The following is a 26,413-nucleotide window of genomic DNA, read 5'->3' as shown; positions in this document are numbered from 1 at the left end:
TGCGGGCGGCGGCGCCGGCCCGGTCCAGGGTGGAGGTGTCGGCCTGATGCGGGCCGTGGTGCAGACGGTCAGCCGGGCCGGCGTGACCGTGGACGGCGAGGTGGTCGGCGAGATCGCCGACGGCCTGCTGGTGCTGCTCGGGGTGACCCACGCGGACACCCCGCAGGTCGCGGCGACGATGGCCCGCAAGGTGCACGAGCTGCGCATCCTCGACGACGAGAAGTCCGCCGCGGACACCGGCGCCCCGATCCTGGTGGTCAGCCAGTTCACCCTCTACGGCGACGCGCGGAAGGGCAGAAGGCCGAGCTGGACGGCGGCGGCGCCGGCCGAGGTGGCCGAGCCGCTGGTGACGGCGGTCGTCGCGGCGCTGCGGGAGCGGGGCGCGACGGTGGAGACCGGGCGGTTCCGCGCGCACATGCTGGTGGAGAGCGTCAACGTCGGCCCCCGTACGGTGCTGCTCGAACTCTGACCGGCGCCCGTCGGGGACGGCCGCCTCGTCGAGCGGCGGACGGCGCGCTCGTGCCGGTGCGGGCGCCGGTCGGGGTGCGGTCAGAAGAAGAGGCCGCGGCGTTGGATGGACTGGCGCAGCCAGCCGTCGAGCTGGGCGGCCCAGTCCGTACGGTCGACCGTGGCGTGGTCGACGGTGAACCGGCCGAAGGCGTCCCGGCCCTCGGTGAAGACCCCGCCCCGCTTGTCGATCTCCAGCACCACCTGCACCTGCTGCGGGTCGGTGACGAAGGTGACCTCCAGCTGGTTGATCGCGCGCGCGTACTGCGGCGCTGGGTGGAACTCGATTTCCTGGTAGAACGGCAGGCTCTGCCGTACGCCGTAGATGTGCCCGCGCTCCACGTCGGCCCGGGCGAACCGGAAGCCCAGCCGCAGCAACGCCTCCAGCAGCCGCTCCTGGGCCGGCAGCGGGTGCACCGCCACCGCGTCCAGGTCACCCGAATCGACCGCCCGGGCCACCTCCAGCTCGGTACGCAGCCCCATCGTCATCCCGTGCAGGTGCTGGCCGTACAGGTCGGTCAGCGGCGTCTCCCACGGCACCTCGAACCGGAACGGAATGTCGTACCGCTGCCCCGGCTCCAGCCGGAACCCCCTGGTGACCTGACGGCGACCGAACTCCTGATTGGTGTCGTAGTCGGCGTCCCCGCTCTCCACCTCGACCCGGGTGACCAGGCCGAGGGCCACGTAGGACACGTCCACCGCGTGGTCGCCGCCGGCCACCTGGATCCGGCCCTCCAGCTGACCACCCGGACGGCAGTTCGGGTTGGCCGGCACCGTCTCCACCGAGGGGCCACCCACACCCATCGCCTGCATGAGCCGCTTGAAGACCACCAAGTCCTCCGATCGCCTGTGCTGCCGCGCCCCGGTGGCCGGCCGCTGGCACGATAACCGGGTCGGGCAAGCGACACCCCCGTCCCGTCGGTATTGCTGTCGGTTCCCCGATCGCCTCACTCCCGTTTCACGCCCCGACCGCCAAGCTGTTCCTCACCGGCACCACCGCGCCGGCACGCGGCACGGAACCCGGTACGCGGCACGAAGGACAACGGGGAGAGACAGAGATGGCCCTGCAGATGATCGAGCACCAGACCCGCCCGGCTGCCACCGTCGACGCCGAGCCCGGCACCGACACCCTGACCGATCTGGACGCCACCGACGAGCGCGGCGTCTCCACCGATCTGGTCCGGGCGTACCTGAACGGGATCGGCCGCACCAAGCTGCTCACCGCCGCGCAGGAGGTCGAGCTCAGCAAGCGGATCGAGGCCGGCCTCTTCGCCGAGGAGAAGCTGTCCACCTGCACCCCGGTCTCCACGGAACTGCGGGCCGACCTGGCGCAGATCGTGGCCGAGGGCCGCGCCGCCAAGGACCACCTGCTGGAGGCGAACCTGCGGCTGGTGGTGAGCATCGCCAAGCGCTACACGGGTCGCGGCATGGCGTTCCTGGACCTGATCCAGGAGGGCAACCTCGGCCTGATCCGCGCGGTCGAGAAGTTCGACTACACCAAGGGCTACAAGTTCTCCACCTACGCCACCTGGTGGATCCGCCAGGCCATCACCCGCGCCATGGCCGACCAGGCCCGCACCATCCGCATCCCGGTGCACATGGTCGAGCAGGTCAACCGGATGGTCCGGGCCCGCCGGGAACTGTCGGTCTCGCTGGGCCGGGAGCCCACCGTCGCCGAGGTGGCCGCCGCGCTGGGCGTCCCCGAGTTCCAGGTGATCGAGCTGATCTCGTACGACCGGGAGCCGGTCAGCCTGGACCAGGCGGTCGGCGACGACGGGGAGAGCGCGCTCGGTGACTTCGTCGCCGCGGTGGACCCGCGAGCGGAGCCGGGTGACGCCGCCGCCAACGGCGAGCTGCGCAACGAGGTCCGGATCGTGCTGGCCACCCTCTCCCAGCGGGAGCAGGCGGTGATCCGGCTCCGGTTCGGCCTGGACGACGGCCGGCAGCGTACCCTCGACGAGGTGGGCCGGGAGTTCGGTCTGTCCCGGGAGCGGATCCGGCAGATCGAGAAGGTGACGCTGCTCAAGCTGCGCGCCCCGGAGCGGGCGAACCGCCTGGAGGCGTACGCCTGCTGAGCGGTCGGAATCGGAGGCCCCGGCGATTCGTCGGGGCCTTCGCCGTGCGATGCCCTTGACTCTCCGCTCCGGTCGGGCAGGACAACGCGGGCTTCGTCTTCTTCACCGACCCGGACGGCAACGCCTGGGCGGTGCAGCAGATCTCCAGCCGGGGCTGAGCCTCACAGCCGGCGCGGGCCGGTGTCCGGGCGGGGCGCCTCGGCGCCGGTGCGCACGGAGGCGTGCAGCACCGAGATGCCGTCCGGGCGGGCCAGCACCGGGTTGAGGGTCAGCGAGCGGACCCGGGGCTGCTCGTCGGCGAGCCGCCCGACCCGCAGCAGCAGGTCGACCAGCGCGGCCCGGTCCACCGGCTCGGCGCCCCGGTGCCCGCGCAGCAGCGGCGCGGCCCGGGGCTCGTCGACCAGTTCGGCGGCGTCCCGGTCGGTCAGCGGCACCGCCCGCCAGGCCCGGTCGCCGAGCAGCTCGGTGGCGACGCCGCCGAGCCCGAAGCCGACCACCGGCCCGAACGCCGGATCCTCCATCACCTCCACCACGCAGGCCACCCCGGGCGGGACCATCGGCTGGACCAGCACCTCCGGGCCGAAGACCGGGCCCATCTCCGCGTACGCCCGGCGCAGCGCGGCCGGGTCGGCCAGGTCGAGACGGACCGCCCCGAGGTCGAGGCGGTGCCGCAGGCCGGGCGCGGCGGCCTTCAACGCCACCGGCCAGCCGAGCCGCCCGGCGGCCTCCACCGCCTCGTCGGCCGTCCGCGCCGGCGCGGACTCCACCACGTCGATCCCGTACGCGCGCAGCAGCGCCGCCGGATCGGCGCCGTCCACCTTGAACGCGGCCTGCCCGGCGGCCGGGTCCACCCGGTCCAGGTCGGGCAGCATGCCGGGCGGCCGGCGCAGCCAGTCGGCGTACGTGGTGACCCGGGCGAGGGCCCGCACCGCCTCCTCCACGCTCGGGTACGCCGGCACCCCGGCAGGCACCCGGCCGGCCAGGAACGTCGCCACCACCGGCTTGCCGGCGGCCAGGGCGTCGGGCAGGGCGGCGGTGAAGTCGGCGTCCGGGTCGGCGAGCTGGCCGGGCAGCGGCGGGGCGAACACGGCGACCACCGCGTCCACGCCCTCGTCGGCGGCGGAGGCCGCGAGCGCGGCGGCGTACTCGGCGGCGGCGGCCCGGGGGCCCACGTCGCGGGGGTAGCCGTCGGCGATCACGAGGCCCTGGGCGGCGCAGGCGGTGGCGGCCAGCCCGGTCAGCGCCGACGAGTTGCCCACCACGGCGATCCGGCGGCCGGCCGGCAGCGGCTGGTGGGCCAGGAGCACGCCCACGTCGAGCAGCTCGGCGACGGTGTCCACCCGGATCACCCCGGACTGGGCGAACAGCGCGCTGACCGCGGCGGCGTCCAGCGCCGGGGCGTCGCCGACACCGGGCGGGCGGGCCAGCGAGGCGAGCGCCACCACCGGCTTGCTCCGCCCGATCCGGCGGGCCAGCCGGGCGAACTTGCGCGGATTGCCGAAGGTCTCCAGGTAGAGGGTGATGACGTCGGTGCGCGGGTCGTCCTGCCAGTACTGGAGCAGGTCGTTGCCGGAGACGTCCGCCCGGTTGCCGGCCGAGACGAAACTGGACAGGCCCAGCCCGCGCCGGGACGCCTCGGCGAGCAGCGCCACCCCGAACGCGCCGGACTGGCTGAAGATCCCCACCCGCCCGGGGGCGGGCAGCACCGGGGCGAGGGTGGCGTTGAGGCGTACCGCGCCGTCGGTGTTGGCGACGCCGAGACAGTTCGGGCCGACCACCCGCATGCCGGCCAGGTGCGCGGCGCGGACCAGGGCCCGCTGGGCGGCCGCCCCCTCCGGCCCGGCCTCGGCGAACCCGGCGGAGATGACGACCAGGCCGTGCGCGCCGGCCTTCGCGGCGTCGGCGACCACCTCGGTCACCGCCTCCGGGGCCACCGCGACGACCGCCAGGTCGATGTCGAGCCCGGCGTCGGCCGCCGACGGGTACGCGGGCAGCCCGGCCACCGTCGACGCGGTCGGGTGCACCGGCACGATCGCCCCGGTGAACCCGCCGTCGCGCAGGTGCCCGAGCACCGCCGCGCCGACGCCCTGCCCGGTGGCGCTGGCGCCGTAGACGGCGATGCCGCGCGGGGCGAGCAGCCGGGCGATCGAGCGGGCCTCGGTACGGTGCTCCCGGCCGCGCTGCACCTCCAGGGTCGCCTCGGTGGGCGCGATCGGGAAGCTCAGGTGCACCACGCCGTCGGCGAACTGGCGCTGTACCTGGTACCCGAAGTCGGAGAAGACCCGCAGCATCGCCCCGTTGGCCGGCAACACCTCGGCGACGAAGTGCCCTATGCCGAACCGGCGGGCCGCGTCGGCCAGGTGCTCCAGCAGCACCGAGCCGATGCCCCGGCCCTGGTAGGCGTCCTCCACCACGAAGGCCACCTCGGCCTCCGGGGAGCCGGGGCCGAGCCGCTCGTACCGGCCGACCGCCACGATCCGGCCGCCGGCCAGCACCACGAACGCCTCCCGGTCGCGGTGGTCGACGTTGACGAAACGCTGCAGGTCCCGCTCCGGGATGCGCGGGTACGGCGAGAAGTAGCGCAGGTAGCGGGTGCGCTCGGAGAAGCGCGCATGCATCGCCACGATCGCCGGGGCGTCGTCCGGGCGGATCTGTCGCAGCTGGACGGTCGTACCGTCGCTGAGCAGCACGTCCACCGGTTGTTCGACAGTGGTCACCGGTCGGTCCTCCCCACCGCCGGCTCAGTCCCGGGGATCGTGCGGGTCGAGCCCGAGCAGCGGGAAGGCCGACCGGCGGGTGGCCGCGATCGCCCGGCCCACCGCGTCCGGCTCACCGTTCGGCTGCCACGGCTCGTAGGACGGGTCGGCGTCGTCGGTCATGCGCAGCGGCACCTCCCGGCCCGGCCGCCGCGCGGCGGCCAGCTCACGCCAGGCCGGCGGGGTGAGCCGGGCCGGTTCGATCGGCTCGCCGCCGGCGATCGCGAGCAGGTGGGTCCACGCCCGGGGCACCACCTCGACCAGCGCGTACCCGCCGCCGCCGAAGGCCACCCAGCGGCCGTCGCAGAGCTCGTCGGCGAGCGCCCGCAGCGCCAGGTAGGTGGCCCGCTGCCCGTCCACCGACAGGTGCAGGTCGGCGAGCGGGTCGAGTCGGTGCCCGTCCGCCCCGCACTGGGTCACCAGCAGCTGGGGCCGGAACGCGCGTAGCGCCGCCGGCACGATCGCGTGGAAGGCCTGCTGCCAGCCGGCGTCGCCGGTGCCCGGGGGGAGCGGCACGTTCACCGCGCTGCCCTCCGCGCCCGGCCCGCCGGTCTCGTCGGGGAAACCGGTGCCGGGGAAGAGGGCGAGCGGGGTCTCGTGCAGGCTGATCGTGAGCACCCGCGGGTCGCGGTAGAAGATCTCCTGCACGCCGTCGCCGTGGTGCACGTCCACGTCCACGTACGCGATCCGCTCCGCGCCGAGGTCGAGCAGGCGGGCGATGGCCACCGCGGGGTCGTTGTAGACGCAGAAGCCGGCGGCCCGGGCGGGCATCGCGTGGTGCAGGCCGCCGGCGACGTTGACCGCCCGGCGGGCGTCGCCGCGCCACACTGCCTCCGCCGCGGCCACGCTGGCCCCGGCGATCAGCGCGCTCGACTCGTGCATGCCGTCGAAGACCGGGTTGTCCGAGGTGCCCAGGCCGAAGCCGGCGAAGAACGGGTCGCGCGGCGCGGCCCGGACCGCGTCCAGGTAGCGGGGGTCGTGCACCCGGGTCAGCAGCGCGTCGTCGGCCGGTTCCGGCTTGACCAGGCGGACCCCGGGTCGGTCCAGCACGCCGAGTTCGCGGGCGAGCGCGATGGTCAGCTCGACCCGGACCGGGTCGAGGGGATGGTCACCCATGTCGTAGGCGAGGAGGGCCTCGTCCCACACCACCACCGTGTCGTCGGCCATGGGGTCATCGTCGCACGAGGCCCGCGGCGCGCCCACCGCACGCGCTGCTCACCGGCCGGGGGCCTCCCCGGTGGCGACCGGACGGGCCGGGTCGGCGACCCAGTTGCTCCACGAGCCGACGTAGAGCGCGGCGTCCGGCCGGCCGGCGAGGTGCAGCGCGAGGACGGCCCGGGAGGCGGTCACCCCGGATCCGCAGTACGCCCCGACGGGCGCGGCCTCGGCCACGCCCGCCGCGGCGAACCGCTCCCGCAGCGCGTCGGCGGTCGGGAAGCGGCCGGCGTCGACGTACTCGGGGGCGGCGAGGTTGACCGCGCCCGGCACGTGCCCGGCGACCGGGTCGATCGGCTCGGTCTCGCCCCGGTAGCGCGGCGCGGCGCGCACGTCGAGCAGCACCCCCTCGTCGGCGGCGGCGAGGCGGGCGGCCTCCCCGGCGTCGAGGACCGGCAGCGCGCCGGGGGCGACGGTGACGTCGCCGGGGGTCGGGGTGGGCGGCTCGGTGGAGGTGGGCAGGCCGGCGGCGATCCAGGCCGGGAAGCCGCCGTGCAGCACGCGTACCGGGCGGTGCCCGGCCCAGCGCAGCGTCCACCAGGCGCGGGCGGCGGACATGCCGTCGCCGCCGTCGTACACGACGACGGGGTGACCGGCGCGGACGCCGGCGGCCCGCAGCGCGGCCTGGAGCGCGGCGGGGTCGGGCAGCGGGTGCCGGCCGGCGGCGCCGGGCCGGCCGCAGAGTTCGGTGTCCAGGTCGACGAAGACCGCGCCGGGCAGGTGGCCGGCCGCGTAGTCGTCCCGGCCGGGCGGGCCGGCGAGGCGCCAGCGGACGTCGAGCAGGGTGGGCGGGTCGGCGCGGTCGAGCTCGGCGGCGAGCCCGTCGGCCTCGACCAGCAGCTCCTCGGTTCCGGACATGAGGTCCAGTCAACACCATCCGGGCAGCGACCTCGCGCTTCGCGGGCGGTCGATCGTCGTGCCTCCGGGTAGCATCGACCCCCGGGAGGCCGCTGACGTGAAGCATGACCTGGTCGATACGACCGAGATGTACCTGCGCACCATCCTCGAGCTGGAGGAGGAGGGGGTGCCGCCGCTGCGTGCCCGGATCGCCGAGCGGCTGCGGCAGAGCGGTCCCACCGTCAGCCAGACCGTCGCCCGGATGGAGCGGGACGGCCTGCTCACCGTCGAGGGCGACCGGCACCTGTCGCTCACCGCGCTGGGCCGCAGCAGTGCCGTCTCGGTGATGCGCAAGCACCGCCTGGCCGAGTTGCTGCTGGTCAACGTGATCGGGATGCCCTACGAGGAGGCCCACGAGGAGGCCTGCCGGTGGGAGCACGTGATGAGCGACGCGGTCGAGAAGCGGGTCTACGACCTGCTCAACCGGCCGACCCGCTCGCCGTACGGCAACCCCATCCCGGGCCTGGAGGAGCTGGGCACCCCCGAGCAGCCGGAGACCGAGGTCGCCGAGGCCGAGCGCAACCTGGCGTTCCCGGGCCTCTCCGGCCCGGTCGTGGTCCGGCGGATCTGCGAGAGCGTGCAGACCGACGCGGACGTGCTCCGCCAGCTGCACGCGGCGGGCGTCGACCCGGGCGCCACGGTGACCGTGGCCCAGGAACGGGACGGCGTGTCGATCGACCGCTCCGGTGACCGGGTCCGGCTGCCCCGCGAGGTGGCCTCCCGGGTGTTCGTCGCCGCCCGCTGACCTCCGGCGGGCTCACATCCGGCGGGTGTCCACCGTCTTCGCCAGGGTGACCAGCTTGCCGGCCACCGCCTCCGCGGCCGCCTTGTCGGCGCCGCGCGGGCAGGTCCAGCTCAGGGTGGCCAGCCGCCCGTCGGTGGCGAGCCAACCCACCTCGGCCGCCGGCCCGGTCGTCGCCGTCTTGGGCAGCGTGCGGCGGTACGCGACCTGACCGAGCTTGGTGACCTTCTTCGCCCCGTCGGGCAGGACGTCGAGGCTGAAGGTCGACTTGTCGATCGACGTCTCGGTGACCGTGAGGGTCAGCTCCGGCAGGACGGCCTGCTCGGCCCGGACCACGCAGGTGTGGGTGTCCCCGCGGTCGCTGGCCGCCGCCACGTCGAACCGGCCGCCGGTCTGCTTCGCGATGGTCGCGAAGTCGAGCAGTCGGCAGGCGCCGCCGGACGAGGCCGCCGCCACCTCGACGGTCACCGGCTCGGCCGCGGGAACCGCCACCGGCTCGGCCTCCTTGGCGCAGCCGGCGGTCAGCGCCACGGCCACGCCGGCAAGCCAGATCCGCCCGTGCACGCCCACCCCTCCTCGCCGGCGGCTTCCCGCCGGATGTCCGTCGGACACCGTACGGGCTGCCCCGGGCGGGCGGAAGCCCTCAATCGTCCACATACGGACAGTGCCGACACCCTCGCCCACAGCAGGTGCCGCGCCGGGCCAGGAAGCCGGCGCTGAGCACGAAGAGCCCGGTCGCCGGGTCGAGGTAGCCGGCCTCCCCCGCGGCCAGGGCGGCGGCGTGGGCGGCCAGGATGCGCACCCGGTCGAGATGCTCGGGCGGCAGCCGGGACGGGTGCGGCTCGGTCAGCGGCCGGTCCGCCAACGGTCGTCGCTCTCCGGTCACCCGGCGAGTCTACGGAGCCCCGGCCGGCCGGCTCAGGCGCAGCCGGGCCGGCCGGGTGATGGACCGTTGAGTGGCTCCGGGGTGGTGGCCGGACAGCCGCACGCTGCGACGGCCGAGGTGCCGCCAGGACGCTGTGAAGCTGATGTCGTAGATGAATCAGCCGTGGCGGGCGAAGGCGGCGGCGATCCCCTCGCGGTCCGTGCCGCCCGCCAGCAGCAGCCGGAGCAGCAGCTTCGCCTTGTACGGGTCGAGCAGCCCGCCGTTGACCAGCCCGCGCCGCTGGAGGTCGGTCTCCGAGCCGACGGCGCCGTAGGTGTGCCGCAGCACCGCCCCCGCACCCGTCCGCGAGGTGAGCACCACCGGCATCCGCCCGGCGAGGGCACCGAGCACCGGCGCGAAGGCGGGCGGCACGTGACCGACCCCGAAGCCGGCCACGACCAGGCCCTGCCGCCCGTGGGCGAGCCCGTCGAGCAGCGCCACCTCGTCGTCGAGGGTGACGGTGTGCAGCGCCACCCGGGTGGCGCCCAGCCGGTCCGGGTCCACGGGCGGCAGCGGGGCGTGCCGCGCCGGCCGGGTCAGCAGGCGTACCTCCCCCTCGATCACGTGGCCGAGCGGGCCGGCGTTGGGCGAGGCGAAGGTGGCGGTGCTGGTGCTGTGCGTCTTGCGGACGTACCGGGCGGCGTGGATCTCGTCGTTGAACGCGACCAGGACGCCGAGGTCGCGGGCGGCCGGCGCGGCGGCGACCCGGACGGCGGCGAGCAGGTTCGCCGGGCCGTCCGGGCCGGCCAGGGTCGGGTTGCGCATCGCGCCGGTGAAGACCAGCGGCGCCGGGTGCGGCCAGACCAGGTCGGCCAGGAAGGCCGTCTCCTCCAGGGTGTCGGTGCCCTGGCTCACCACCACGCCGGTCGCCCCGTCCGCCACCGCCGCGCCCGCCGCGGCCACCAGGTCGAGGATCCGGCGGTACGTCAGGTCGGCGCTCGGCACGGCCTGGACGTCCCGCACCTGGAGCGGAAGGTCGGCCAGCCCGGGCACGGCGGCGGCGAGCTCGGCTCCGGTCAGCCGGGCGACCACCCCCGTCGGCCCGGCCCCGGCCATCGCGATGGTGCCGCCGAGGGTGAACAGGACGACGCTCACCGGTCGATCCCGTCCGCCCGGACCGCCAGCATCAGCGACTGCGGCCCCTTGTCCCGGCCCTCGCGCTCCCGGTCCAGCCGGGCGTGCAACGCGAACCCAGCGTCGGCGAGCTGTTCGGCGACCCGGTCGGGCGACAGCCAGTGCACGTCGTACGAGACGGTGTGGCCGTACGCCTCCTCGAGCCGGACCAGGCGGTCGCCGGCCTTGAAGGCGAGCAGCAGCCGACCACCGGGGGCGAGCACTCGGTGGAACCCGGCGAACACGCCGGGCAGCAGCGCCGGCGGCACGTGGATGATCGAGTACCAGGCGACGAGACCGGCCAGGGCGCCGTCCGGCAGCGGCAGGTCGGTCATCGAGCCGACCGCGAAGCGCAGCCCCGGGTGGTTCCGCCGGGCCACCTCGACCATGCCGGGTGACAGGTCGATCCCGGAGACGTCCATTCCGAGGTCGCGCAGGTGGGCGGTGATCCGTCCGGTGCCGCAGCCCACCTCGACCACCGGACCCGCTCCGCCGGCCTGCTCGGCGAACGCGGCCAGCATCGCCCGGTCCAGCGTCCCCTCCTCCACGTCGGGTATGAGCCGGGCGTAGTCGACGGCGACGGTGTCGTACGCGGCGCGGGTCTCGGACATCCAGTGTGGTTCCGTCATGATCTTCAGACCCTAGTCGGGCCGGGCCTGCGGACCGGCCGCCCGGTCCGCAATTGCGGTGCCGTCCGTCCGGGCCCGCGGGTAGGGTGCCCGGGCCGCGGCGACCAGGCCGCGGTGTTCGTCGACAGACAGGCCCAGCAGTGACGGCGCACCTCACCCGAACCGCTCCGGCGATGGCCCGCCCCTCGCTCTGGCGCAGCCGGAACTTCCTGCTGCTGTGGAGCGGCCAGACGGTCAGCGAGATCGGCACCCGGGTCTCCGGCGTGGCGGTGCCGCTGCTCGCGGCGGACACCCTCGGCGCCGGCGTCTTCCAGATCTCCCTGCTGACCTTTCTGGCCTGGCTGCCGTACCTGATCTTCTCGCTGCCCGCCGGGATCCTCGCCGACCGGGTCGACCAGCGGCGGCTGATGATCGCGTGCGACCTGGGCCGGGCCGCGCTCCTGCTGTCACTGCCGGTGGTCGCCCTGGTCGGCCACCTCACCCTGGTCTTCCTGTACGTCGTGGTCGGTCTCTCCGGTGTGCTGACCGTCGCCTTCACCGTGGCGTACCGGAGCATGCTGCCCGGCCTCGTGCCGGCGGAGCAGTTGGTTGACGGCAACGCCAAGCTGGTGACCAGCCAGCAGTTCGCCGAGCTGGCCGGGCCGACGCTGAGCGGCGGGCTGATCGCGCTGGTCGGCGCGGCCCGGACGTTCCTCACCACCGGCCTCGCCTTCGCGGTCAGCGCGGTGACGCTGCTGCTCATCCGGCCCACCCCGGACGCCGCGCCGCCGGCCGCCGGGCGGGTGAACTCGGGGGCGGCCCTGGGCGCGGGGCTCGGCTTCGTCCGGCGGCAGCCGATCCTGGTGAAGCTCCTCGCCTGCACCACCACGTCGAACTTCTTCGTGATGGCCGCGAGCGCGATCGAGGTGCCCTTCCTGCGCCGGGAGCTGCACGCCGCGCCGCTGGTGATCGGGTTGGTCTTCTCCGCCGGCGCGGTCGGCGGCCTGGTCGCCGGCGCCCTGGCCGACCGGCTCTCCCGGCGGATCGGCACGGCCCGGATCATCTGGGTGGCGATGGCCGCGCCCGGACCGCTCTACCTGCTCATCCCGCTGGCCCGACCGGGCTGGGGCGTGCTGCTCTTCGCGGCCGGGTTCGCCGCGTTCTCCGCCAACGCGGTGCTGTTCAACGTGGCGGCGATGTCGTACCGGCAGCGGATCACCCCGGCTCCACTGCTCGGCCGGGTCAACGCCGCGTTCCTGTGGATCTGCTACGGGGTGATCCCGCTCGGCGCGCTGCTCGGCGGAATCCTCGGCAGTCAGCTCGGACTGCGGCCGGCGCTCTGGATCTGCGTGCTGGGCATGTGGAGCGCCGCGGTGTTCGTGGTCTGCTCGCCGCTGCGCCGGATGCGGGACTTCCCGGCCGACGCCTGAGTGGTCCGCGTCCGCTCTCCATGACGTCACGCGAACCAGCTGATCGCCTGGCCGTGCCCGCGGGTCCAGGCGAGCGGCGTCCCGTCCAGCGCGAGCACGTTGTTCAGTGCCCCGCCCGGCGGCTCCGGCAGGGTGTCGTGGCGCAGCACGTCCGGGTCCTCGTTCGCGATCCAGTGCCCGGGGAGGCCGCGTACCACCTCGACGAAGGCCGCCCGCCGCGATGCCGGAACCTGGTAGAGCACGGAGGAGTGGAACACCACCAGGGTCGCGCCCGCCGGTGCCTGCGCGGCCAGCGCCGGCAGGTCGTCCACCAGGTCGCCGCGTACCAGCAGGGGCGGCTCGGCCGCGGCGACGGCTGCCGCGGCCCGCAGCCGGGCCCGGCGGTGGGTGTGCTCCGGCCAGATGAGGGCGTCGAGCCACGCGAGATCCGCCGGGTCGGTCACGTCGAGCGGGTTCAGGTCGAGGCCGGCCCGCCACACCACCTCGGGCAGGCGGGCCGGCGGTGCCATGCCGGTCGCCACGCACTCGAGGACCGGTTCCCCGGAACCAACCTGGTGGTCGCCGTAGCGGTAGGCGTACCGGTCGGGATAGAGGCAGAGCCCGGCGGACGCGCCGACCTCCAGCAGCGCGAACGGTTGCGGCAGCGCGGCGAGCACCGGTAGCAGGACGGCACACCGCCCGGCCTCGTTCGTCTGCGTGGCCCGGCTGCGCATCTCCGCGGCGATCGCCGGCCAGTTCGCCACCGCCCAGTCGTGGAACGCCGCCGGGTCCTCGACCGGGCCGCCGAGCAGCCGTACGACGCCGAACAGCAGATTCGGCTGCCGCTTGGCCGGCGGCAGCGTGCCGAGCAGGGCGAGCACCTCGTCGTCGCGGGACACCGCCAGTGCCAGCCGCTCGTACGCGGGTGACACGCCGTGTGCCTCGCGGGTGGCGAACCCGGAGTAGACCTCGGCGATCGACATGTCCCCATGGTCGCACCGCACCCCGGCGGCGCGAGGTCCCGCCGATCAAGGTGGGCGGGGCAGAATTTTCCCGGACCGCTGTCGAATCCGGCCGGACCCGCTCGTCGGGATGGCAAGAAGATGGAACGACCACCTGAGGAGAACCTGATGGCCCAGTACGCAGTCCTGATCTACTCGCCCGCGCCGGCCGACCCGATGGAGATCACGCCCGACTACCTGGCGCTGCTGGAGCGGTACCCGGCCCAGGTCGAGGAGCTGGGCGGGAAGATCGTGACTGGGTTCGCCCTCCAGCCCAGCACCACCGCCACGGCGATCCGCGGCGACCTCGTCACCGACGGCCCGTTCATCGAGGCCAAGGAGGTGGTCGCCGGGTTCTTCATCCTGGAGGCGCCGGACCTGGACGTCGCCCTGAAGATCGCCAAGCTGAACCCGGCCACCATCGACGGGGGCGTCGAGGTACGGCCGCTGTTCGTCCCGCCGTCCGAGTGAGCGACGCCGGCACGGCCGCGGCCGAACGCGCCGTGGCGGACGCGCACCGTCGCGAGTGGGCCTTCGTGCTCGCCGCGACGGCGCGCGTCGCCGGCGACCTCGACGTCGCAGAGGAGTGCGTGCAGGACGCGTACCTCGCCGCGCTGGACGCCTGGGCGCGGGACGGCGTACCCCACAAGCCCGGCGCCTGGCTGACCGCCACCGCGAAGCGCAAGGCGCTGGACGTCCTGCGCCGGGAGAAGGTGTTCCGGTCGAAGATGCCCCTGCTCGTGGAACCGGCGGAGGAGGAGGCCGTGGCGGAGCCCGACGAGGACGCGGTGCCCGACGACCGGCTGCGGCTGGTCTTCACCTGCTGCCATCCGGCGCTGGCCCGGGAGGCCCAGGTGGCGCTGACCCTGCGCCTGGTATGCGGGGTGAGCACGGGCGACATCGCCCGCGCGTTCCTCGTCCCCGAGACGACGATGGCCGCGCGGGTGACCCGGGCCAAGAAGAAGATCGCGGCGGCCCGGATCCCATACCGGGTGCCGGAGGCCGCCGAGCTGCCCGAACGGCTAGATGCGGTGCTGACCGTCATCCACCTGCTCTACACGACCGGGCACACGGCTCCGTCCGGCGCCGACCTGGTCCGCGCCGACCTGGTGGACCGGGCGCTGCACCTGACCCGCATGCTGCTGACCCTGATGCCCGACGAGCCGGAGGTCCGCGGGCTGCTCGCCCTGCTGCTGCTCACCGACGCCCGCCGGGCCACCCGCACCGACTCCGAGGGGCGGCTGCTGGTGCTGGCGGAGCAGGACCGGTCCGCCTGGGACCGATCCGCCATCGCCGAGGGCAACCGCCTGGTCGTCGGCGCGTTCCGGACCGGCCGCGTCGGCCGGTACGCGCTCCAGGCCGCCATCGCCTCGCTGCACGCCGTCGCCCCCAGCTACCCGGCCACCGACTGGCCCCAGGTGGTACGCCTCTACGACGAGCTGCTGAAACGCTGGCCCTCGCCGGTCGTCGCGCTCAACCGTGCCGTGGCGGTGTCGATGGCTCACGGCCCCGAGGCCGCCTTGGACGAGGTCGAGGCGCTGGCGCGGGACGGCCGGCTGGCCGGGTACCACTACCTGCCGGCGATCCGGGCCGACCTGCTGCGCCGGCTCGGGCGGCAGCGGGAGGCGGCGGACGCCTACCGGGCGGCGCTGGACCTGGTGGACAATGACGCCGAGCGGGGGTTCCTCTCCGCCCGCCTCGCCAAAGCCATCAACTCCGGATCGGGTCACTCGTCGGAGGGCTGGACGACCAGGCCGGGCGCATCGTGATCAGCCTTCTGGCCGTTCCACCCTCAGCCGGCGTACCCAGCCCAGGAAGCGGCCGTACAGCTGCACCGGGTCGGGAGGGTTCGGGTACAGCCTGCTCAGGTCCCTGCTCGCCTCGCCCAGCAGGTCGGCCAGGTCGATGGCGAGGTTTCTGCGGTCCCCCGCGTATTCCGCCGGCAGTTCGGTGCGGGCCTGCTCACACGGCCAGGGGTGGGCGCAGCCGGTGCAGATCCAGATGGGTCTCAAGGGAGCGTGGCGGTTCATTAAGTGACGAACGTACAGAGCACGCCATGCCTAGCTTCAGGCTGTGAAGCGACCACGCTTGTACGGGCCTGGCGAGTTGGCCGCCCTGTTCGGCGTGTCGCGGCAGCGGGTTCTACAGATCACCCGCCGGCCCGGGTTCCCCGAGCCCATCGCCCGCCTGATCGGGACGACCATCTGGGACGCGGACGAAGTGGACGAGTGGGCCCGGCATAACCGCCCGCCCCGCCCCACCGACGGCGACGAGGACCGCTGACCGGACGTCTCGTACAGGCAGCCGGTACCACGGCATCACAGCAGCGAGCCCCGGGCGCAGGAACGCCCGGGGCTCGCTGCTGTCGGCGTACGTCAGCTGCAGCCGCTGGTGGAGCCGCAGCCCTCGCAGACGTAGCAGCTACCGGCCGGCCGCATCTTCGTACCGCAGGTGAAGCAGAGCGGCGCGTCGGCGGCCTTGCCGAGCACGGCCTCCAGCAGCTCGGTGCTGGAACCCACCGACGGCGCCGGCTTGGCGGCGGCGACCTCCGCGACCTCCTGCGCCGGCTGGGCGACCGCAGCGGTCTTCGGCTCCTCCGGCTTGGTCTCGACCGGGGCGGAGGCGGCCATCGCGGTGAGGTCCGCACCGCTCGCCTCCGCCTCCGCCTCGGCCCGCAGCTGGGCGGCCCGCTCCTTGGCGGTGAAGATGCCCAGCTCCGCGCGGCGCTCGTACGGCAGGAAGTCCAGGGCCAGGCGACGGAAGATGTAGTCCATCACCGAGGCCGCCATCCGCACGTCCGGGTCGTCGGTCATGCCGGCCGGCTCGAAGCGCATGTTGGTGAACTTGCTGACGTACGTCTCCAGCGGGACGCCGTACTGGAGACCGATGGAGATGGCCACCGAGAAGGCGTCCATCACGCCGGCCAGGGTCGAGCCCTGCTTCGACATCTTGAGGAAGACCTCGCCGAGGCCGTCGTCCGGGTACGACGACGCGGTGAGGTAGCCCTCGGCACCGCCGACGGAGAAGGAGACCGTCTCCGAAGGGCGCTTCTTCGGCAGCCGCTTGCGCACCGGCCGGTACTCGACGACCTTCTCCACCACCGGCGCGGCCGGGGCGGCCTCGACGGCCGCCGGCTCGGTGGCCTTGTTGGACTTGGCCACCGAGAGCGGCTGGCCGACCTTGCAGTTGTCCCGGTAGATCGCCAGCGCCTTGAGGCCGAGCTTCCAGCCCTCGAAGTAGATCTTCTCGACGTCCTCGACGGTGGCCGCCTCCGGCATGTTGACCGTCTTGGAGATGGCGCCGGAGACGAACGGCTGGATCGCCGCCATCATCCGCACGTGACCCATCGGCGCGATGGAGCGCTCGCCCATGGCGCAGTCGAAGACCGGGTAGTGCTCCGGCTTGAGCCCGGGGGCGTCCACCACGTGGCCGTGGTCGGCGATGTGCTCGACGATCGCCTCGACCTGCTCCTCGGGGTAGCCGAGGCTGCGCAGGGCGCGCGGAACGGTCTGGTTGACGATCTGCATCGAGCCGCCGCCAACCAGCTTCTTGAACTTGACCAGCGCCAGGTCCGGCTCCACGCCGGTGGTGTCGCAGTCCATCATGAAGCCGATGGTGCCGGTCGGCGCGAGGACGCTGGCCTGCGAGTTACGCCAGCCGTTCTTGTCACCGATCTTGTTGCCCTGGGTCCACTGCTTGGTCGCCTCACGGACGATGGCGGCGGTGCCGGCCGGCTTGATCTCGTCGTTGGCGGCCGCGTGCTTGCGCATGACCCGCTTGTGCGGCTCCGCGTTGCGGGCGTAGCCGTCGTACGGACCGACGACGCCGGCCAGCTCGGCCGAGCGACGGTACGCGGTGCCGGTCATCAGCGAGGTGATCGCCGCGGCGACCGAGCGGCCCTGCTCCGAGTCGTACGGCAGGCCCGACGCCATCAGCAGGGCACCGAGGTTGGCGTAGCCGATGCCGAGCTGCCGGTAGGCGCGGCTGGTCTCGCCGATCTTCTCGGTCGGGAAGTCGGCGAAGCAAATCGAGATGTCCATCGCGGTGATGACGAACTCGACCGACTTGACGAACTTCTCCACCTCGAAGCCACCGTCGGCGCGGAGGAACTTCATCAGGTTCAGCGAGGCCAGATTGCACGAGGAGTTGTCCAGGTGCAGGTACTCCGAGCACGGGTTCGACGCGGTGATCCGCCCGGTCTCCGGGCAGGTGTGCCAGTCGTTGATGGTGTCGTCGTACTGCAGGCCGGGGTCGGCGCACTCCCAGGCGGCCTGGGAGATGCTGCGGAACAGCTCCTTGGCGTCGATCGTCTCGATGGTCTGCCCGTCGAGCCGGCCGCGCAGGTCGAAGCCGCCGCCGTTCTCCACCGCGGTCATGAACTCGTCGGAGACCCGGACCGAGTTGTTGGCGTTCTGGTACTGCACGCTGACGATGTCCGCGCCGCCCAGGTCCATGTCGAAGCCGGCGTCGCGCAGCGCGCGGATCTTGTCCTCCTCGCGCGCCTTGGTGACCACGAACTCCTGGATGTCCGGGTGGTCCACGTCGAGGATGACCATCTTCGCCGCGCGCCGGGTGGCGCCGCCGGACTTGATGGTGCCGGCGGAGGCGTCCGCGCCGCGCATGAAGCTGACCGGGCCGGAGGCGTTGCCGCCGGAGGAGAGCAGCTCACGCGACGAGCGGATCCGGGACAGGTTGACGCCGGAGCCGGAGCCGCCCTTGAAGATCAGCCCCTCCTCCTTGTACCAGTCCAGGATCGAGTCCATCGAGTCGTCGACGCTGAGGATGAAGCAGGCGCTGACCTGCTGCGGCGACGGCGTGCCCACGTTGAACCAGACCGGCGAGTTGAAGCTGAACACCTGGTGCAGCAGCATCCAGGTCAGCTCGTGCGCGAAGATCTCCGCGTCGGCCGGGGTGGCGAAGTAGCCGTGCTCCTCGCCGGCCTTGCGGTAGCTGGTGACCACCCGGTCGATCAGCTGCTTGAGCGACCACTCCCGCTCCGGGGTCCCCACCGCGCCCCGGAAGTACTTGGTGGTCACGATGTTGGCCGCGTTGACGCTCCAGGACTCGGGGAACTCCACCCCGCGCTGCTCGAAGTTGATCGAGCCGTCCCGCCAGTTCGTCATCACGACGTCGCGGCGCTCCCACGCCACCTCGTCGTACGGGTGGACCCCCTCGGTCGTCCACACCCGCTCGAGCTTCAGGCCCGCCGTCGCGCCGGCCCGGGTCCGCGACTTGCTTGCTGTCACGCCGTCCCCCGCCATCTCATCCGCCCCCTCGTCTGCGCGGTCACCCACCGCGCATCGTCGCTGTCAGAAATCCGAAAAACTCAAGTGGTACGGCCGGCGGCCTCCGCCGGCTCGGCCCCGGCGCCCGCCCGGGCGATCGCGGCGGCCCGCAGCGTCTCGATCTCGCGCTCGAAGTCGGCGAGCGAGTCGAAGGACCGGTAGACGCTGGCGAAGCGCAGGTACGCCACCTCATCGAGGTCGCGCAGCGGCCCCAGGATGGCCAGCCCCACCTCGTTGCTCGGGATCTCGGCGGCCCCCTTGGCCCGGACGGTCTCCTCGACCTTCTGCGCCAGCAGCGCGATCGAGTCGTCGTCGACCGGCCGGCCCTGGCACGCCTTGCGCACCCCGCCGATGATCTTCGTACGGCTGAACGGCTCGGTCACCCCGCTGCGCTTGACCACCGCGAGCACCGCCTCCTCGACGGTGGTGAACCGCTTGCCGCACTCCGGGCAGGAGCGCCGCCGCCGGATGAGCTGGCCGTCGTCGGCCTCCCGCGAGTCGACGACCCGGGAGTCGGCGTGCCGGCAGTACGGACACCGCATTCGCCCGACCTCCTTCGTCGATCGTGGGCCGCACCGACGCACGTCCGGGCACGCGTCGGCACGACGACGCCCACCGTTCGATGGCCGCCGCCGGGTCGACGGTACGGGAGTGCGGTCGGTAGTCGAACCCAACCTGTAGGCAACTTACGCCCATGTGACTACTACATCTAGGGGTCGACCGTATGTCGTCGCCCAGGCGAAATCAAGTTGGCCGGCGTGTCCGGCGCGTCACCAGGATCACTCACCCGCCCCACCTCCCCCGCGCGTCGCCGAAAGCCCAACGGGCGACTCCCGCCCCGGTCACGCTCAGCCGTTTAGTCGAACACCCGTTCGAAGCCGACGTATCATTTATCAGAACAGGCGTTCGGAATTCTCGGATTCAGCCCCGACACGCCGACAAGAGGTCGTACAGATGTTTGAAAATGGCCGATCTCACCTATACGGTCAACAACGACCGGGCGCGGCGTGTCGCCTCCGACCGGTCGGCAGCACCATCCGCGCGCACCACGAGCCGCCAAGGCACCCAGCGCCGACCAGGGAGGGACGGACGTGACCGAGGACCGGGCCAACCGGCAGAAGAACCCGCAGCCGATCGACGGGGCGGGTCCGCCGGCGACCCGACGGCCCCGCGCCGCGCGCAGCCGGACGGGCCAGCCCGCCGTGCGCCCGGTCACCCCGGTGGTCAGCAGCTTCCCCGACCCCGCCACCGTCGACCTCACCGCCCGGCAGCGCCGGATCCTGGAGTTCATCCGCACCTGGGTGGAGCGCCACGGCTACCCGCCGAGCGTGCGCGAGATCGGCGAGGCCGTCGGCCTGGTCTCCCCGTCCAGCGTCGCCTACCAGCTCAAGGAGCTGGAGAAGAAGGGCTTCCTGCGCCGCGACCCGAACCGGCCCCGGGCGGTCGACGTCCGCGCCCCCAGCGACGCCGACGACGAGCTCAGCCGGGCCCAGCGGCCCACCCCGGCGTACGTGCCGATGCTGGGCCGGATCGCCGCCGGTGGCCCGATCCTCGCCGAACAGGCGGTGGAGGACATCTTCCCGCTCCCCCGCGAGCTGGTGGGTGAGGGCGAGGTCTTCATGCTCCAGGTCAAGGGCGACTCGATGCTCGACGCGGCGATCTGCGACGGCGACTGGGTGGTGGTGCGCCAGCAGCCGACCGCCGAGGCCGGCGACATCGTCGCGGCCATGCTCGACGGCGAGGCGACCGTGAAGACCTACCGGCGCCGCGACGGGCACGTCTGGCTGATGCCGCAGAACCCCGCCTTCGACCCGATCCCCGGCGACGACGCCACCATCATGGGCCGCGTCGTCGCGGTGCTGCGTCGGATCTGACACCCGCCCGGGTGACCGCCGCCCGGCGGTCACCCGGCGCTGTGCTCAGTAGCGGTCGCCGCGGTACTCGCGGCCGCCGGGCACCTGCCCGTACTGGCCCCGTCCGTCGTCGTACCCGTTGCGGCGGCCCCCGCGCGGATCCCGGTAGTCCGAGTCACGCCGGGGCGGCTCCGCGCGGCCGCCGCCGTACACGCCGCCGCCCTGCGGTGCGCCGCCGTAGACCCCGCCGCCCTGCGGACGGCCGCCACCGCCGCCGTACACGCCGCCCTGCGGACGGCCGCCCTCGGCGGGACGACCGCCGCCGTACACCCCGCCCGAGGCGGGCCGGCCCGGCGCGCCGTTCACCGGCCCGGGGCCGTAGCCGCCGCCGGCCGGACCGCCGTACACGCCGCCCCGAGGGCCGCCTGCCGGCGGCCCGCCCTCGGCGCGGCCGTCGTCGAAGCCGTTCATCGGGGGTCCGTCCCCGTCCGGTCCGTCCGCCCGGTCGGTGGCCGGTGCGGGCCGACGCCGGGACCGGAGGATGCCGAAGATGCCCGCGCCGACCAGCAGGGCGCCGAGCGCGCCGACCGCGGCGATCAGGTACGTGATCTCGTCCAGGGTCAGCCCCTCGACCCAGGACTTCTCGGCGGGCGGCTTCGCCACCTCGCCGGCGGCCGGCAGCGCCTCGACCCCCTTGGTCGACGGGACGTAGCTGAGGATGTCGATCGGGTCCTCGGGGGCCAGCTGGCCGCCGTCGGAGACGGTGACGAAGGACTTGCCGTCCGGGGTGTAGGAGATCGCCTCGCCGAACGGGTCGGTCAGCGGGGTGACCCGGGGCTTGACCGTGGTCAGCGCGCCGACGATGTCGCCGCCGGCCACGTCGAACTCGAAGGCGTCCGCGTACGTCCGCAGCACCACCTTCGTACCGTCCGGCGAGCGGGCCGCGCCGGTGACCAGGAGCCGACCGGTCGCGCCCAGCTTGTTGTCCGTGGTGGTCTTGGGGAGCGTGACCTCGCCGACCTTCTGCATCGGCACCGGCTCGGTGTCGCCACTGGCCTTCAGCGCGGCCGTCGGGGTGAAGATCTCCGACTTGCCGGAGAGCTCCTTGGTGATGATCAGCGGCTTGCCGTCGTCACCGATCAGCAGCGCCTCGGCGTCGTGCGGCTCCTTCTGCGGGTACGCGAGCCGGTGCAGCACCGGCTGCTTGCCGCCGCCGACGGGCATGTTCCACACCGCGACCCGCTCCCGGCGGGTCTTGCTGGTGACGTTGTCCCCGGTGTCGGCGATCCAGAGGGTCGTGCGGTCCGACGACAGCGCCAGGTCCTCGGTGTCGAACGGCCCCGACCCCGTGTAGTTCACCGGGGTCTTGGAGATCTTGCACTTGGTGTCGAGGTAGAAGACCTTCTTGCGGCTGTCGAAGTCGCTGCCGTCGTTGATGACGATGTAGCCGGTGGTCGTGGCGACCAGGCCGGACAGCTCTTTCAGCCGCTCGTCCTCGACGGTGCACTTCTTCTTGCCGGGGGCCGCGGCCTGCACGGGGGCCGCGGCGGGACCCGCCAGGGCGACCCCGGCAGGCGCCACCGTCGCGCCCAGCAGGCCGAGCGCAACCGTGACCGAGGAGACAACGTGCCGCATGACGCCAAGTGTCGCATGCCCGGTTACCCGGGCGGGTGACGCCGGACGGCCTCAGCGGCCGGCGCCCACCCGCTCCTGCGCGACGAGCCGGTCGCCGGCGCGGAACGGCGCCAGCTCGGCGGCGAGCGCCTCGCCGACCCGGACGTGCAGCAGCGTCCCCTCGGGGAGGTGGCGGGTGCTCAGCACCTCGCCCTGCCGGTGCAGCCGGGCCACCAGGTCGCCCCGGTCGTACGGGAGCACCGCGTGCACCTCCACCGCCGGGCGGGGCAGCCGCCCCTCGATCGCCTCGCGCAGCCCGTCGACCCCGCGCCCGCTGTGCGCGGAGACGAAGACCGCGTCGGGCCAGAGCCGCTTGAGCCGCAGCAGCGTCTCCTCGTCGGCGGTGTCGGTCTTGTTGACCACCAGCAGCTCGGGCAGCCGGTCGGCGCCCACCTCGGCGAGCACCTCGCGGACCGCCCGGACCTGCTCCTCCGGGTCCGGATGGGTGCCGTCCACCACGTGCACCACCAGGTCGGAGTCGGCGACCTCCTCCAGGGTCGAGCGGAACGCCTCGACGATCTGGTGCGGCAGGTGCCGGACGAAGCCGACCGTGTCGGACAGGGTGTAGAGCCGCCCGTCCGACGTGGTGGCCTTGCGGGTGGTCGGGTCCAGCGTGGCGAAGAGCGCATTCTCCACCAGCACCCCTGCGCCGGTCAGCCGGTTGAGCAGGCTGGACTTGCCAGCGTTGGTGTAGCCGGCGATGGCCACCGCGGGCACCGCGTTGCGGGACCGACGGGCGCGCTTGGTCTGGCGTACCGTCTTCATGCCCTTGATCTCGCGGCGCAGCCGTGAGATGCGGTGCCGGATCCGACGCCGGTCGGTCTCGAGCTTGGTCTCACCGGGACCGCGCAGGCCCACGCCGCCGCCGGCGCCGCCGCCGCGGCCGGAACCACCGGTCTGCCGGGAGAGCGTCTCACCCCAACCGCGCAGCCGCGGGAGCAGGTATTCGAGCTGGGCCAGCTCGACCTGCGCCTTACCTTCCTTGCTCTTGGCGTGCTGGGCGAAGATGTCGAGGATCAGGGCGGTGCGGTCCACCACCTTGACCTTGGTGCGCTGCTCCAGGTTGCGCAGCTGGGACGGGGAGAGTTCACCGTCGCAGATCACCGTGTCGGCGCCGGTGGAGAGCACCAGCGCGCCGAGGTCCTCGACCTTGCCCCGGCCGACGTAGGTGGCCGGGTCCGGCCGGTTGCGACGCTGGATCAGCCCCTCGAGCACCTGCGACCCGGCCGTCTCGGCCAGCGCCGCCAGCTCGGTGAGGCTGTTCTCCGCGTCGTCCTGGGTGCCCTCGGTCCAGACGCCCACCAGGACGACCCGCTCCAGCCGCAGCTGGCGGTATTCGACCTCGGTGATGTCGGTGAGCTCGGTCGAGAGGCCGGGGACCCGCCGCAACGCCTGCCGCTCCGACAGCTCGAACTCACCGGTGGTGGTGTCGAGCTCGTCGTCCTCGAAGGGAACGTAGGTCTCCTGGTCTCGCAAACCGTGTCTCCTGTCCGTTCTGTCAGCTACCGAGTGATTTCGGTCCTGTACCGAGCAATCCTGACATGTGTCAACGCGCGACGCACCTGCTATATGCCCGTGGCGCACACCCCCAATTGCGGGGGCGGATGCCGGGCGACCTGGGTGGGCGGGTAGAAATGCGGGGCGAACCGCTCAGTGTTGACGGAGGGATTATCCGTGGCCATCACCCGACTTCCGAGTGCGGGATTCTCGATCACGATCCGGATCGCGGTGACCGCGGACGCCTCCTCCATCGGCCGGCTGACCACCGCGGTGGGCGAGGCCGGCGCGATCGTCACCGCGCTGGATGTGGTCGACTCCGATCCGACCAGCGTGATCGTCGACCTCACCTGCGACACCGCCGACGCCAGCCACGCCGACCAGGTGGTCGACGCGCTCACCGCGCTGGACGGCGTGGACGTCCGCAAGGTCTCCGACCGGACCTTCCTGCTGCACCTCGGCGGCAAGATCGAGGTCAGCTCGAAGGTCGCGCTGCGGAACCGCGACGAGTTGTCCCGCGCGTACACCCCCGGGGTGGCCCGGGTCTGCATGGCGATCGCCGAGAACCCGGCCGACGCCCGCCGGCTGACCATCAAGCGCAACACGGTGGCCGTGGTCAGCGACGGCTCCGCGGTGCTCGGCCTGGGTAACCTCGGGCCGGCCGCGTCGCTGCCGGTGATGGAGGGCAAGGCGGCGCTGTTCAAGCGCTTCGGCGGGGTGGACGCCTGGCCGGTGGTGCTGGACACCCAGGACACCGACGAGATCGTGGCGATCGTCAAGGCCATCGCGCCCGCGTACGGCGGGATCAACCTGGAGGACATCGCCGCGCCGCGCTGCTTCGAGATCGAGGCCCGGCTGCGTGAGCTGCTGGACATCCCGGTCTTCCACGACGACCAGCACGGCACCGCGATCTGCGTGCTGGCCGCGCTGACCAACGCGCTGCGCGTGGTGGGCAAGCAGCTCGCGGACGTCCGGGTGGTGGTCTCCGGAGCCGGCGCGGCCGGCACCGCGATCATGAAGCTGCTGCTGCGCCAGGGCGTGGGCGACATCATCGCGTACGACCGGCAGGGCGCCCTGCACCGCGGCCTGCCCGACCTGAACCCGGCCTGGCAGTGGCTGGCGGAGAACACCAACAAGGAGAACTACTCCGGCGACCTGCCGGGCGCGATCCGCGGCGCGGACGTGTTCATCGGGGTCAGCGCGCCGAACCTGCTCACCGGCGACGACATCGCCACCATGGCCAAGGACTCGATCGTCTTCGCGCTGGCCAACCCGGACCCGGAGGTCGACCCGCGGGAGGCGCGCAAGCACGCCGCCGTGGTCGCCACCGGCCGCTCCGACCAGCCGAACCAGATCAACAACGTGCTCGCCTTCCCGGGCGTCTTCCGCGGCATGCTGGACGCGCACGCCGAGGAGTTCACCGAGGAGATGGCGATCGCGGCGGCCCGGGCGATCGCGGACGTGGTCGGCGAGGAAAAGATCAACCCCACGGTGATCGTGCCGAGCGTCTTCGACTCCCGGGTGGCCCCGGCGGTCGCCGCGGCCGTCCGCGCCGCCGCCCAGAACCCGGCCGTCACCCCGCCGCCGGCCGCCGACCCGGGCCCGGCCGACCTCCCCGAGATCGCCGCCGAGGCCAGCGCCATCCCCTGACCCCACCTTCGGGTGCGTTTCTTGTCGCCGTGGCGACAACAACGCACCCGAACCCCCACCCCACCCCGCCTCCGCTGGGGCCACCCCGTGGACGACCGACCGCGGGTGGTGGGCCCGCGTCCTTTGCTCTGCTGCAGCCACGGCAACACCTGACGTCCGGTATCCGGACAGCGGGTGTTGCACCGGCTGAAGCAGAGCAAAGGACGCACAGCACATCCCTCGGGGGCGGCCCCGGGGGCGATGCGGGTCTCCGGTGCCGATGGGCGGGGCGACGGACGCCAACCGCCGGACCGGCGCGGCGGGCGCGAAGCGCCTCCACCCGCGCAGGACCAGACTCAGGCGGGCGGCAGGACGGAATCTAGGAGAGCAGAGCGCCCGGGGTGAGCTCGCCGGTGGCGACCAGGACCGCCGGGCCCGACAGCCAGCAGGAGTCGTCGGTCACCGTCACCGTGAGGCGTCCGCCGGGCACGTCGACCGTGATCGTGCCGGTGTCCTGCCCCGCGTCGCGCAGGGCCACCGCGCCGACCGCGCAGGCGCCGGTGCCGCAGGAGAGGGTCTCGGCCGAGCCGCGCTCGTAGACCCGCATCAGCACGTGCCCGTCGGTGCCGTCCACGGGCTCCCCCGGCGCGGTGAACTCGACGTTCACCCCGGCCGGGAAGACGCCCGGGTCGACGTCCGGGGCGCGGGTCAGGTCGAGGGCCGCCAGGTCCAGCCCCGCCGGCAGGGCGCAGACCAGGTGCGGGTTGCCGACGTCCACCGCGGCGCCGGGCAGGGTCAGCCCGCCCAGGGTGGCGGTGGCCGTGGCGTACAGCAGGGGGCGGCGCATCTCCACGGCGATCGCCTCACCCTCGACCCGCGCGCGCACGACGCCGGCCCGGGTGGCTACCGGCAGCGCGGCGCCGGACGGCGTGGCCAGGCCGGTCTCCAGCAGGTACCGGACGAAGACCCGGGCCCCGTTGCCGCACATCTCGGCGAACGAACCGTCGGAGTTCCAGTAGTCCATGAACCACTCGGCGTCGCCCGCCAGGGCGGCGCCCTCGGGGTGCTTGGCCGCCCGGACCACCCGCAGCACGCCGTCCCCGCCGATCCCGCGCCGCCGGTCGCAGATCGCCGCGACCAGGCCCGGGGTGAGGTCGAGCGCCCCGTCCGGGTCGGGCAGGATCACGAAGTCGTTGCCGGTGCCGTGGCCCTTGGTGAACTCCACGC

Annotated in this window: 24 protein-coding genes and 1 pseudogene; 10 read left to right on the top strand and 15 right to left on the bottom strand. The window is 73.5% G+C overall.

Going from position 1 to position 26,413, the window contains the following annotated elements; translation table 11 throughout:
• Positions 1-46: 46 nt before the first annotated feature.
• Complete coding sequence (gene dtd / locus ACFOYX_RS23860; protein ID WP_322439193.1) at positions 47-469, top strand: D-aminoacyl-tRNA deacylase; 423 nt, start codon at positions 47-49, stop codon at positions 467-469.
• 80 nt (positions 470-549) lie between these two features.
• Here dtd and ACFOYX_RS23855 read toward each other — a convergent pair whose 3' ends face one another.
• A complete protein-coding gene (locus tag ACFOYX_RS23855) occupies positions 550-1,338 on the bottom strand; it encodes a sporulation protein (protein ID WP_322439194.1) in 789 nt (262 codons plus the stop codon).
• A gap of 227 nt (positions 1,339-1,565) precedes the next feature.
• On the opposite strand from ACFOYX_RS23855, the gene sigB reads away from it, so the two are divergent.
• Both sigB and ACFOYX_RS23845 read left to right on the top strand, forming a co-directional pair.
• Positions 1,566-2,582, top strand: a complete 1,017-nt coding sequence (gene sigB, locus ACFOYX_RS23850; RefSeq protein WP_377534360.1) for an RNA polymerase sigma factor SigB — start codon at positions 1,566-1,568, stop codon at positions 2,580-2,582.
• 80 nt (positions 2,583-2,662) lie between these two features.
• Positions 2,663-2,740 (top strand): annotated as a pseudogene (locus tag ACFOYX_RS23845) (glyoxalase); the annotation flags it as partial.
• A 3-nt stretch (positions 2,741-2,743) separates the two neighbouring features.
• Here ACFOYX_RS23845 and ACFOYX_RS23840 read toward each other — a convergent pair.
• Genes ACFOYX_RS23840 through ACFOYX_RS23830 form a run of 3 tightly spaced genes read right to left on the bottom strand, consistent with a single transcriptional unit; the run spans position 2,744 to position 7,411 of the window.
• Positions 2,744-5,299 carry a GNAT family N-acetyltransferase gene (locus ACFOYX_RS23840; protein WP_322439195.1) on the bottom strand — a complete coding sequence of 852 codons (2,556 nt, stop codon included), beginning with the start codon at positions 5,297-5,299 and terminating at the stop codon, positions 2,744-2,746.
• A gap of 24 nt (positions 5,300-5,323) precedes the next feature.
• Positions 5,324-6,505: an acetoin utilization protein AcuC gene (locus tag ACFOYX_RS23835; RefSeq protein ID WP_322439196.1), complete on the bottom strand. Its 1,182-nt coding sequence runs from the start codon at positions 6,503-6,505 to the stop codon at positions 5,324-5,326.
• 48 nt (positions 6,506-6,553) lie between these two features.
• On the bottom strand, positions 6,554-7,411 hold the full coding sequence (locus ACFOYX_RS23830; protein WP_322439197.1) for a sulfurtransferase: 858 nt from the start codon (positions 7,409-7,411) through the stop codon (positions 6,554-6,556).
• Positions 7,412-7,508: 97 nt separating this feature from the next.
• On the opposite strand from ACFOYX_RS23830, the gene ACFOYX_RS23825 reads away from it, so the two are divergent.
• On the top strand, positions 7,509-8,195 hold the full coding sequence (locus tag ACFOYX_RS23825; protein ID WP_322439198.1) for a metal-dependent transcriptional regulator: 687 nt from the start codon (positions 7,509-7,511) through the stop codon (positions 8,193-8,195).
• A gap of 12 nt (positions 8,196-8,207) precedes the next feature.
• On the opposite strand, the gene ACFOYX_RS23820 is transcribed toward ACFOYX_RS23825, so the two are convergent.
• From ACFOYX_RS23820 to ACFOYX_RS23805, 4 genes are all read right to left on the bottom strand, one after another.
• Positions 8,208-8,756 carry a hypothetical protein gene (locus ACFOYX_RS23820; protein ID WP_322439199.1) on the bottom strand — a complete coding sequence of 183 codons (549 nt, stop codon included), beginning with the start codon at positions 8,754-8,756 and terminating at the stop codon, positions 8,208-8,210.
• A 79-nt stretch (positions 8,757-8,835) separates the two neighbouring features.
• Positions 8,836-9,078: a DUF5522 domain-containing protein gene (locus ACFOYX_RS23815; protein ID WP_322439200.1), complete on the bottom strand. Its 243-nt coding sequence runs from the start codon at positions 9,076-9,078 to the stop codon at positions 8,836-8,838.
• A 156-nt stretch (positions 9,079-9,234) separates the two neighbouring features.
• The gene (locus tag ACFOYX_RS23810) at positions 9,235-10,212 is read right to left on the bottom strand and encodes an asparaginase (RefSeq protein ID WP_322439201.1); all 978 of its coding nucleotides are present in this window, start codon (positions 10,210-10,212) and stop codon (positions 9,235-9,237) included.
• Positions 10,209-10,859 carry a class I SAM-dependent methyltransferase gene (locus ACFOYX_RS23805; RefSeq protein WP_322439202.1) on the bottom strand — a complete coding sequence of 217 codons (651 nt, stop codon included), beginning with the start codon at positions 10,857-10,859 and terminating at the stop codon, positions 10,209-10,211. The genes ACFOYX_RS23810 and ACFOYX_RS23805 overlap by 4 nt, the downstream gene beginning before the upstream one ends.
• 173 nt (positions 10,860-11,032) lie before the next feature.
• Here ACFOYX_RS23805 and ACFOYX_RS23800 point away from each other — a divergent pair, with 173 nt between their 5' ends.
• A complete protein-coding gene (locus tag ACFOYX_RS23800) occupies positions 11,033-12,268 on the top strand; it encodes an MFS transporter (protein WP_322439203.1) in 1,236 nt (411 codons plus the stop codon).
• Positions 12,269-12,294: 26 nt separating this feature from the next.
• On the opposite strand, the gene ACFOYX_RS23795 is transcribed toward ACFOYX_RS23800, so the two are convergent.
• Positions 12,295-13,230 (bottom strand): DUF2332 domain-containing protein, encoded by a 936-nt coding sequence (locus tag ACFOYX_RS23795; RefSeq protein ID WP_322439204.1) that lies wholly within the window; start codon positions 13,228-13,230, stop codon positions 12,295-12,297.
• A gap of 147 nt (positions 13,231-13,377) precedes the next feature.
• On the opposite strand from ACFOYX_RS23795, the gene ACFOYX_RS23790 reads away from it, so the two are divergent.
• Positions 13,378-13,719, top strand: coding sequence for a YciI family protein (locus ACFOYX_RS23790; protein ID WP_109805213.1), 342 nt, complete (start codon positions 13,378-13,380; stop codon positions 13,717-13,719).
• Positions 13,720-13,784: 65 nt separating this feature from the next.
• Positions 13,785-15,017, top strand: coding sequence for a DUF6596 domain-containing protein (locus tag ACFOYX_RS23785; protein ID WP_322439275.1), 1,233 nt, complete (start codon positions 13,785-13,787; stop codon positions 15,015-15,017).
• Here the strand turns inward: ACFOYX_RS23785 and ACFOYX_RS23780 are convergent, their stop codons facing one another.
• On the bottom strand, positions 15,018-15,260 hold the full coding sequence (locus ACFOYX_RS23780; protein ID WP_322439205.1) for a flavin reductase: 243 nt from the start codon (positions 15,258-15,260) through the stop codon (positions 15,018-15,020).
• A 61-nt stretch (positions 15,261-15,321) separates the two neighbouring features.
• On the opposite strand from ACFOYX_RS23780, the gene ACFOYX_RS23775 reads away from it, so the two are divergent.
• The gene (locus tag ACFOYX_RS23775; protein ID WP_109805215.1) at positions 15,322-15,531 is read left to right on the top strand and encodes an AlpA family transcriptional regulator; all 210 of its coding nucleotides are present in this window, start codon (positions 15,322-15,324) and stop codon (positions 15,529-15,531) included.
• A 92-nt stretch (positions 15,532-15,623) separates the two neighbouring features.
• On the opposite strand, the gene ACFOYX_RS23770 is transcribed toward ACFOYX_RS23775, so the two are convergent.
• Positions 15,624-18,509 carry a vitamin B12-dependent ribonucleotide reductase gene (locus ACFOYX_RS23770; protein ID WP_322439276.1) on the bottom strand — a complete coding sequence of 962 codons (2,886 nt, stop codon included), beginning with the start codon at positions 18,507-18,509 and terminating at the stop codon, positions 15,624-15,626.
• 65 nt (positions 18,510-18,574) lie between these two features.
• Positions 18,575-19,075: a transcriptional regulator NrdR gene (gene nrdR, locus ACFOYX_RS23765; RefSeq protein ID WP_322439206.1), complete on the bottom strand. Its 501-nt coding sequence runs from the start codon at positions 19,073-19,075 to the stop codon at positions 18,575-18,577.
• A gap of 549 nt (positions 19,076-19,624) precedes the next feature.
• Between nrdR and lexA the strand changes: the two genes are divergently transcribed.
• Positions 19,625-20,407, top strand: coding sequence for a transcriptional repressor LexA (gene lexA, locus ACFOYX_RS23760; protein WP_109805218.1), 783 nt, complete (start codon positions 19,625-19,627; stop codon positions 20,405-20,407).
• 45 nt (positions 20,408-20,452) lie between these two features.
• Here lexA and ACFOYX_RS23755 read toward each other — a convergent pair whose 3' ends face one another.
• Together ACFOYX_RS23755 and hflX are read right to left on the bottom strand one after the other, a co-directional pair.
• Entirely contained in the window at positions 20,453-22,021 is a 1,569-nt protein-coding gene (locus ACFOYX_RS23755; protein WP_322439208.1) for a hypothetical protein, read from the bottom strand.
• Between the two features lie 51 nt (positions 22,022-22,072).
• Complete coding sequence (gene hflX, locus ACFOYX_RS23750) at positions 22,073-23,536, bottom strand: GTPase HflX (RefSeq protein WP_322439209.1); 1,464 nt, start codon at positions 23,534-23,536, stop codon at positions 22,073-22,075.
• Between the two features lie 198 nt (positions 23,537-23,734).
• Here hflX and ACFOYX_RS23745 point away from each other — a divergent pair, with 198 nt between their 5' ends.
• Positions 23,735-25,207, top strand: a complete 1,473-nt coding sequence (locus tag ACFOYX_RS23745) for an NAD-dependent malic enzyme (RefSeq protein WP_322439210.1) — start codon at positions 23,735-23,737, stop codon at positions 25,205-25,207.
• 358 nt (positions 25,208-25,565) lie between these two features.
• Here ACFOYX_RS23745 and dapF read toward each other — a convergent pair whose 3' ends face one another.
• Positions 25,566-26,411, bottom strand: a complete 846-nt coding sequence (dapF, locus tag ACFOYX_RS23740) for a diaminopimelate epimerase (RefSeq protein WP_201749414.1) — start codon at positions 26,409-26,411, stop codon at positions 25,566-25,568.
• Positions 26,412-26,413 lie beyond the last annotated feature (2 nt).

It is taken from the genome of Micromonospora sp. GCM10011541, assembly GCF_042650725.1.
GTDB lineage: Bacteria > Actinomycetota > Actinomycetes > Mycobacteriales > Micromonosporaceae > Micromonospora > Micromonospora sicca.
This window is presented reverse-complemented; position numbering and strand designations above follow the sequence as displayed.

Bases quoted from the DNA above. Each gene is read 5' to 3' on its own strand.
- dtd (WP_322439193.1), top strand. From the start codon at position 47: ATGCGGGCCGTGGTGCAGACGGTCAGCCGGGCCGGCGTGACCGTGGAC.
- ACFOYX_RS23790 (WP_109805213.1), top strand. From the start codon at position 13,378: ATGGCCCAGTACGCAGTCCTGATCTACTCGCCCGCGCCGGCCGACCCG.
- ACFOYX_RS23800 (WP_322439203.1), top strand. From the start codon at position 11,033: ATGGCCCGCCCCTCGCTCTGGCGCAGCCGGAACTTCCTGCTGCTGTGG.
- ACFOYX_RS23830 (WP_322439197.1), bottom strand. From the start codon at position 7,411: ATGTCCGGAACCGAGGAGCTGCTGGTCGAGGCCGACGGGCTCGCCGCC.
- nrdR (WP_322439206.1), bottom strand. From the start codon at position 19,075: ATGCGGTGTCCGTACTGCCGGCACGCCGACTCCCGGGTCGTCGACTCG.
- ACFOYX_RS23795 (WP_322439204.1), bottom strand. From the start codon at position 13,230: ATGTCGATCGCCGAGGTCTACTCCGGGTTCGCCACCCGCGAGGCACAC.
- sigB (WP_377534360.1), top strand. From the start codon at position 1,566: ATGGCCCTGCAGATGATCGAGCACCAGACCCGCCCGGCTGCCACCGTC.
- ACFOYX_RS23835 (WP_322439196.1), bottom strand. From the start codon at position 6,505: ATGGCCGACGACACGGTGGTGGTGTGGGACGAGGCCCTCCTCGCCTAC.
- ACFOYX_RS23755 (WP_322439208.1), bottom strand. From the start codon at position 22,021: ATGCGGCACGTTGTCTCCTCGGTCACGGTTGCGCTCGGCCTGCTGGGC.
- ACFOYX_RS23770 (WP_322439276.1), bottom strand. From the start codon at position 18,509: ATGGCGGGGGACGGCGTGACAGCAAGCAAGTCGCGGACCCGGGCCGGC.
- ACFOYX_RS23805 (WP_322439202.1), bottom strand. From the start codon at position 10,859: ATGACGGAACCACACTGGATGTCCGAGACCCGCGCCGCGTACGACACC.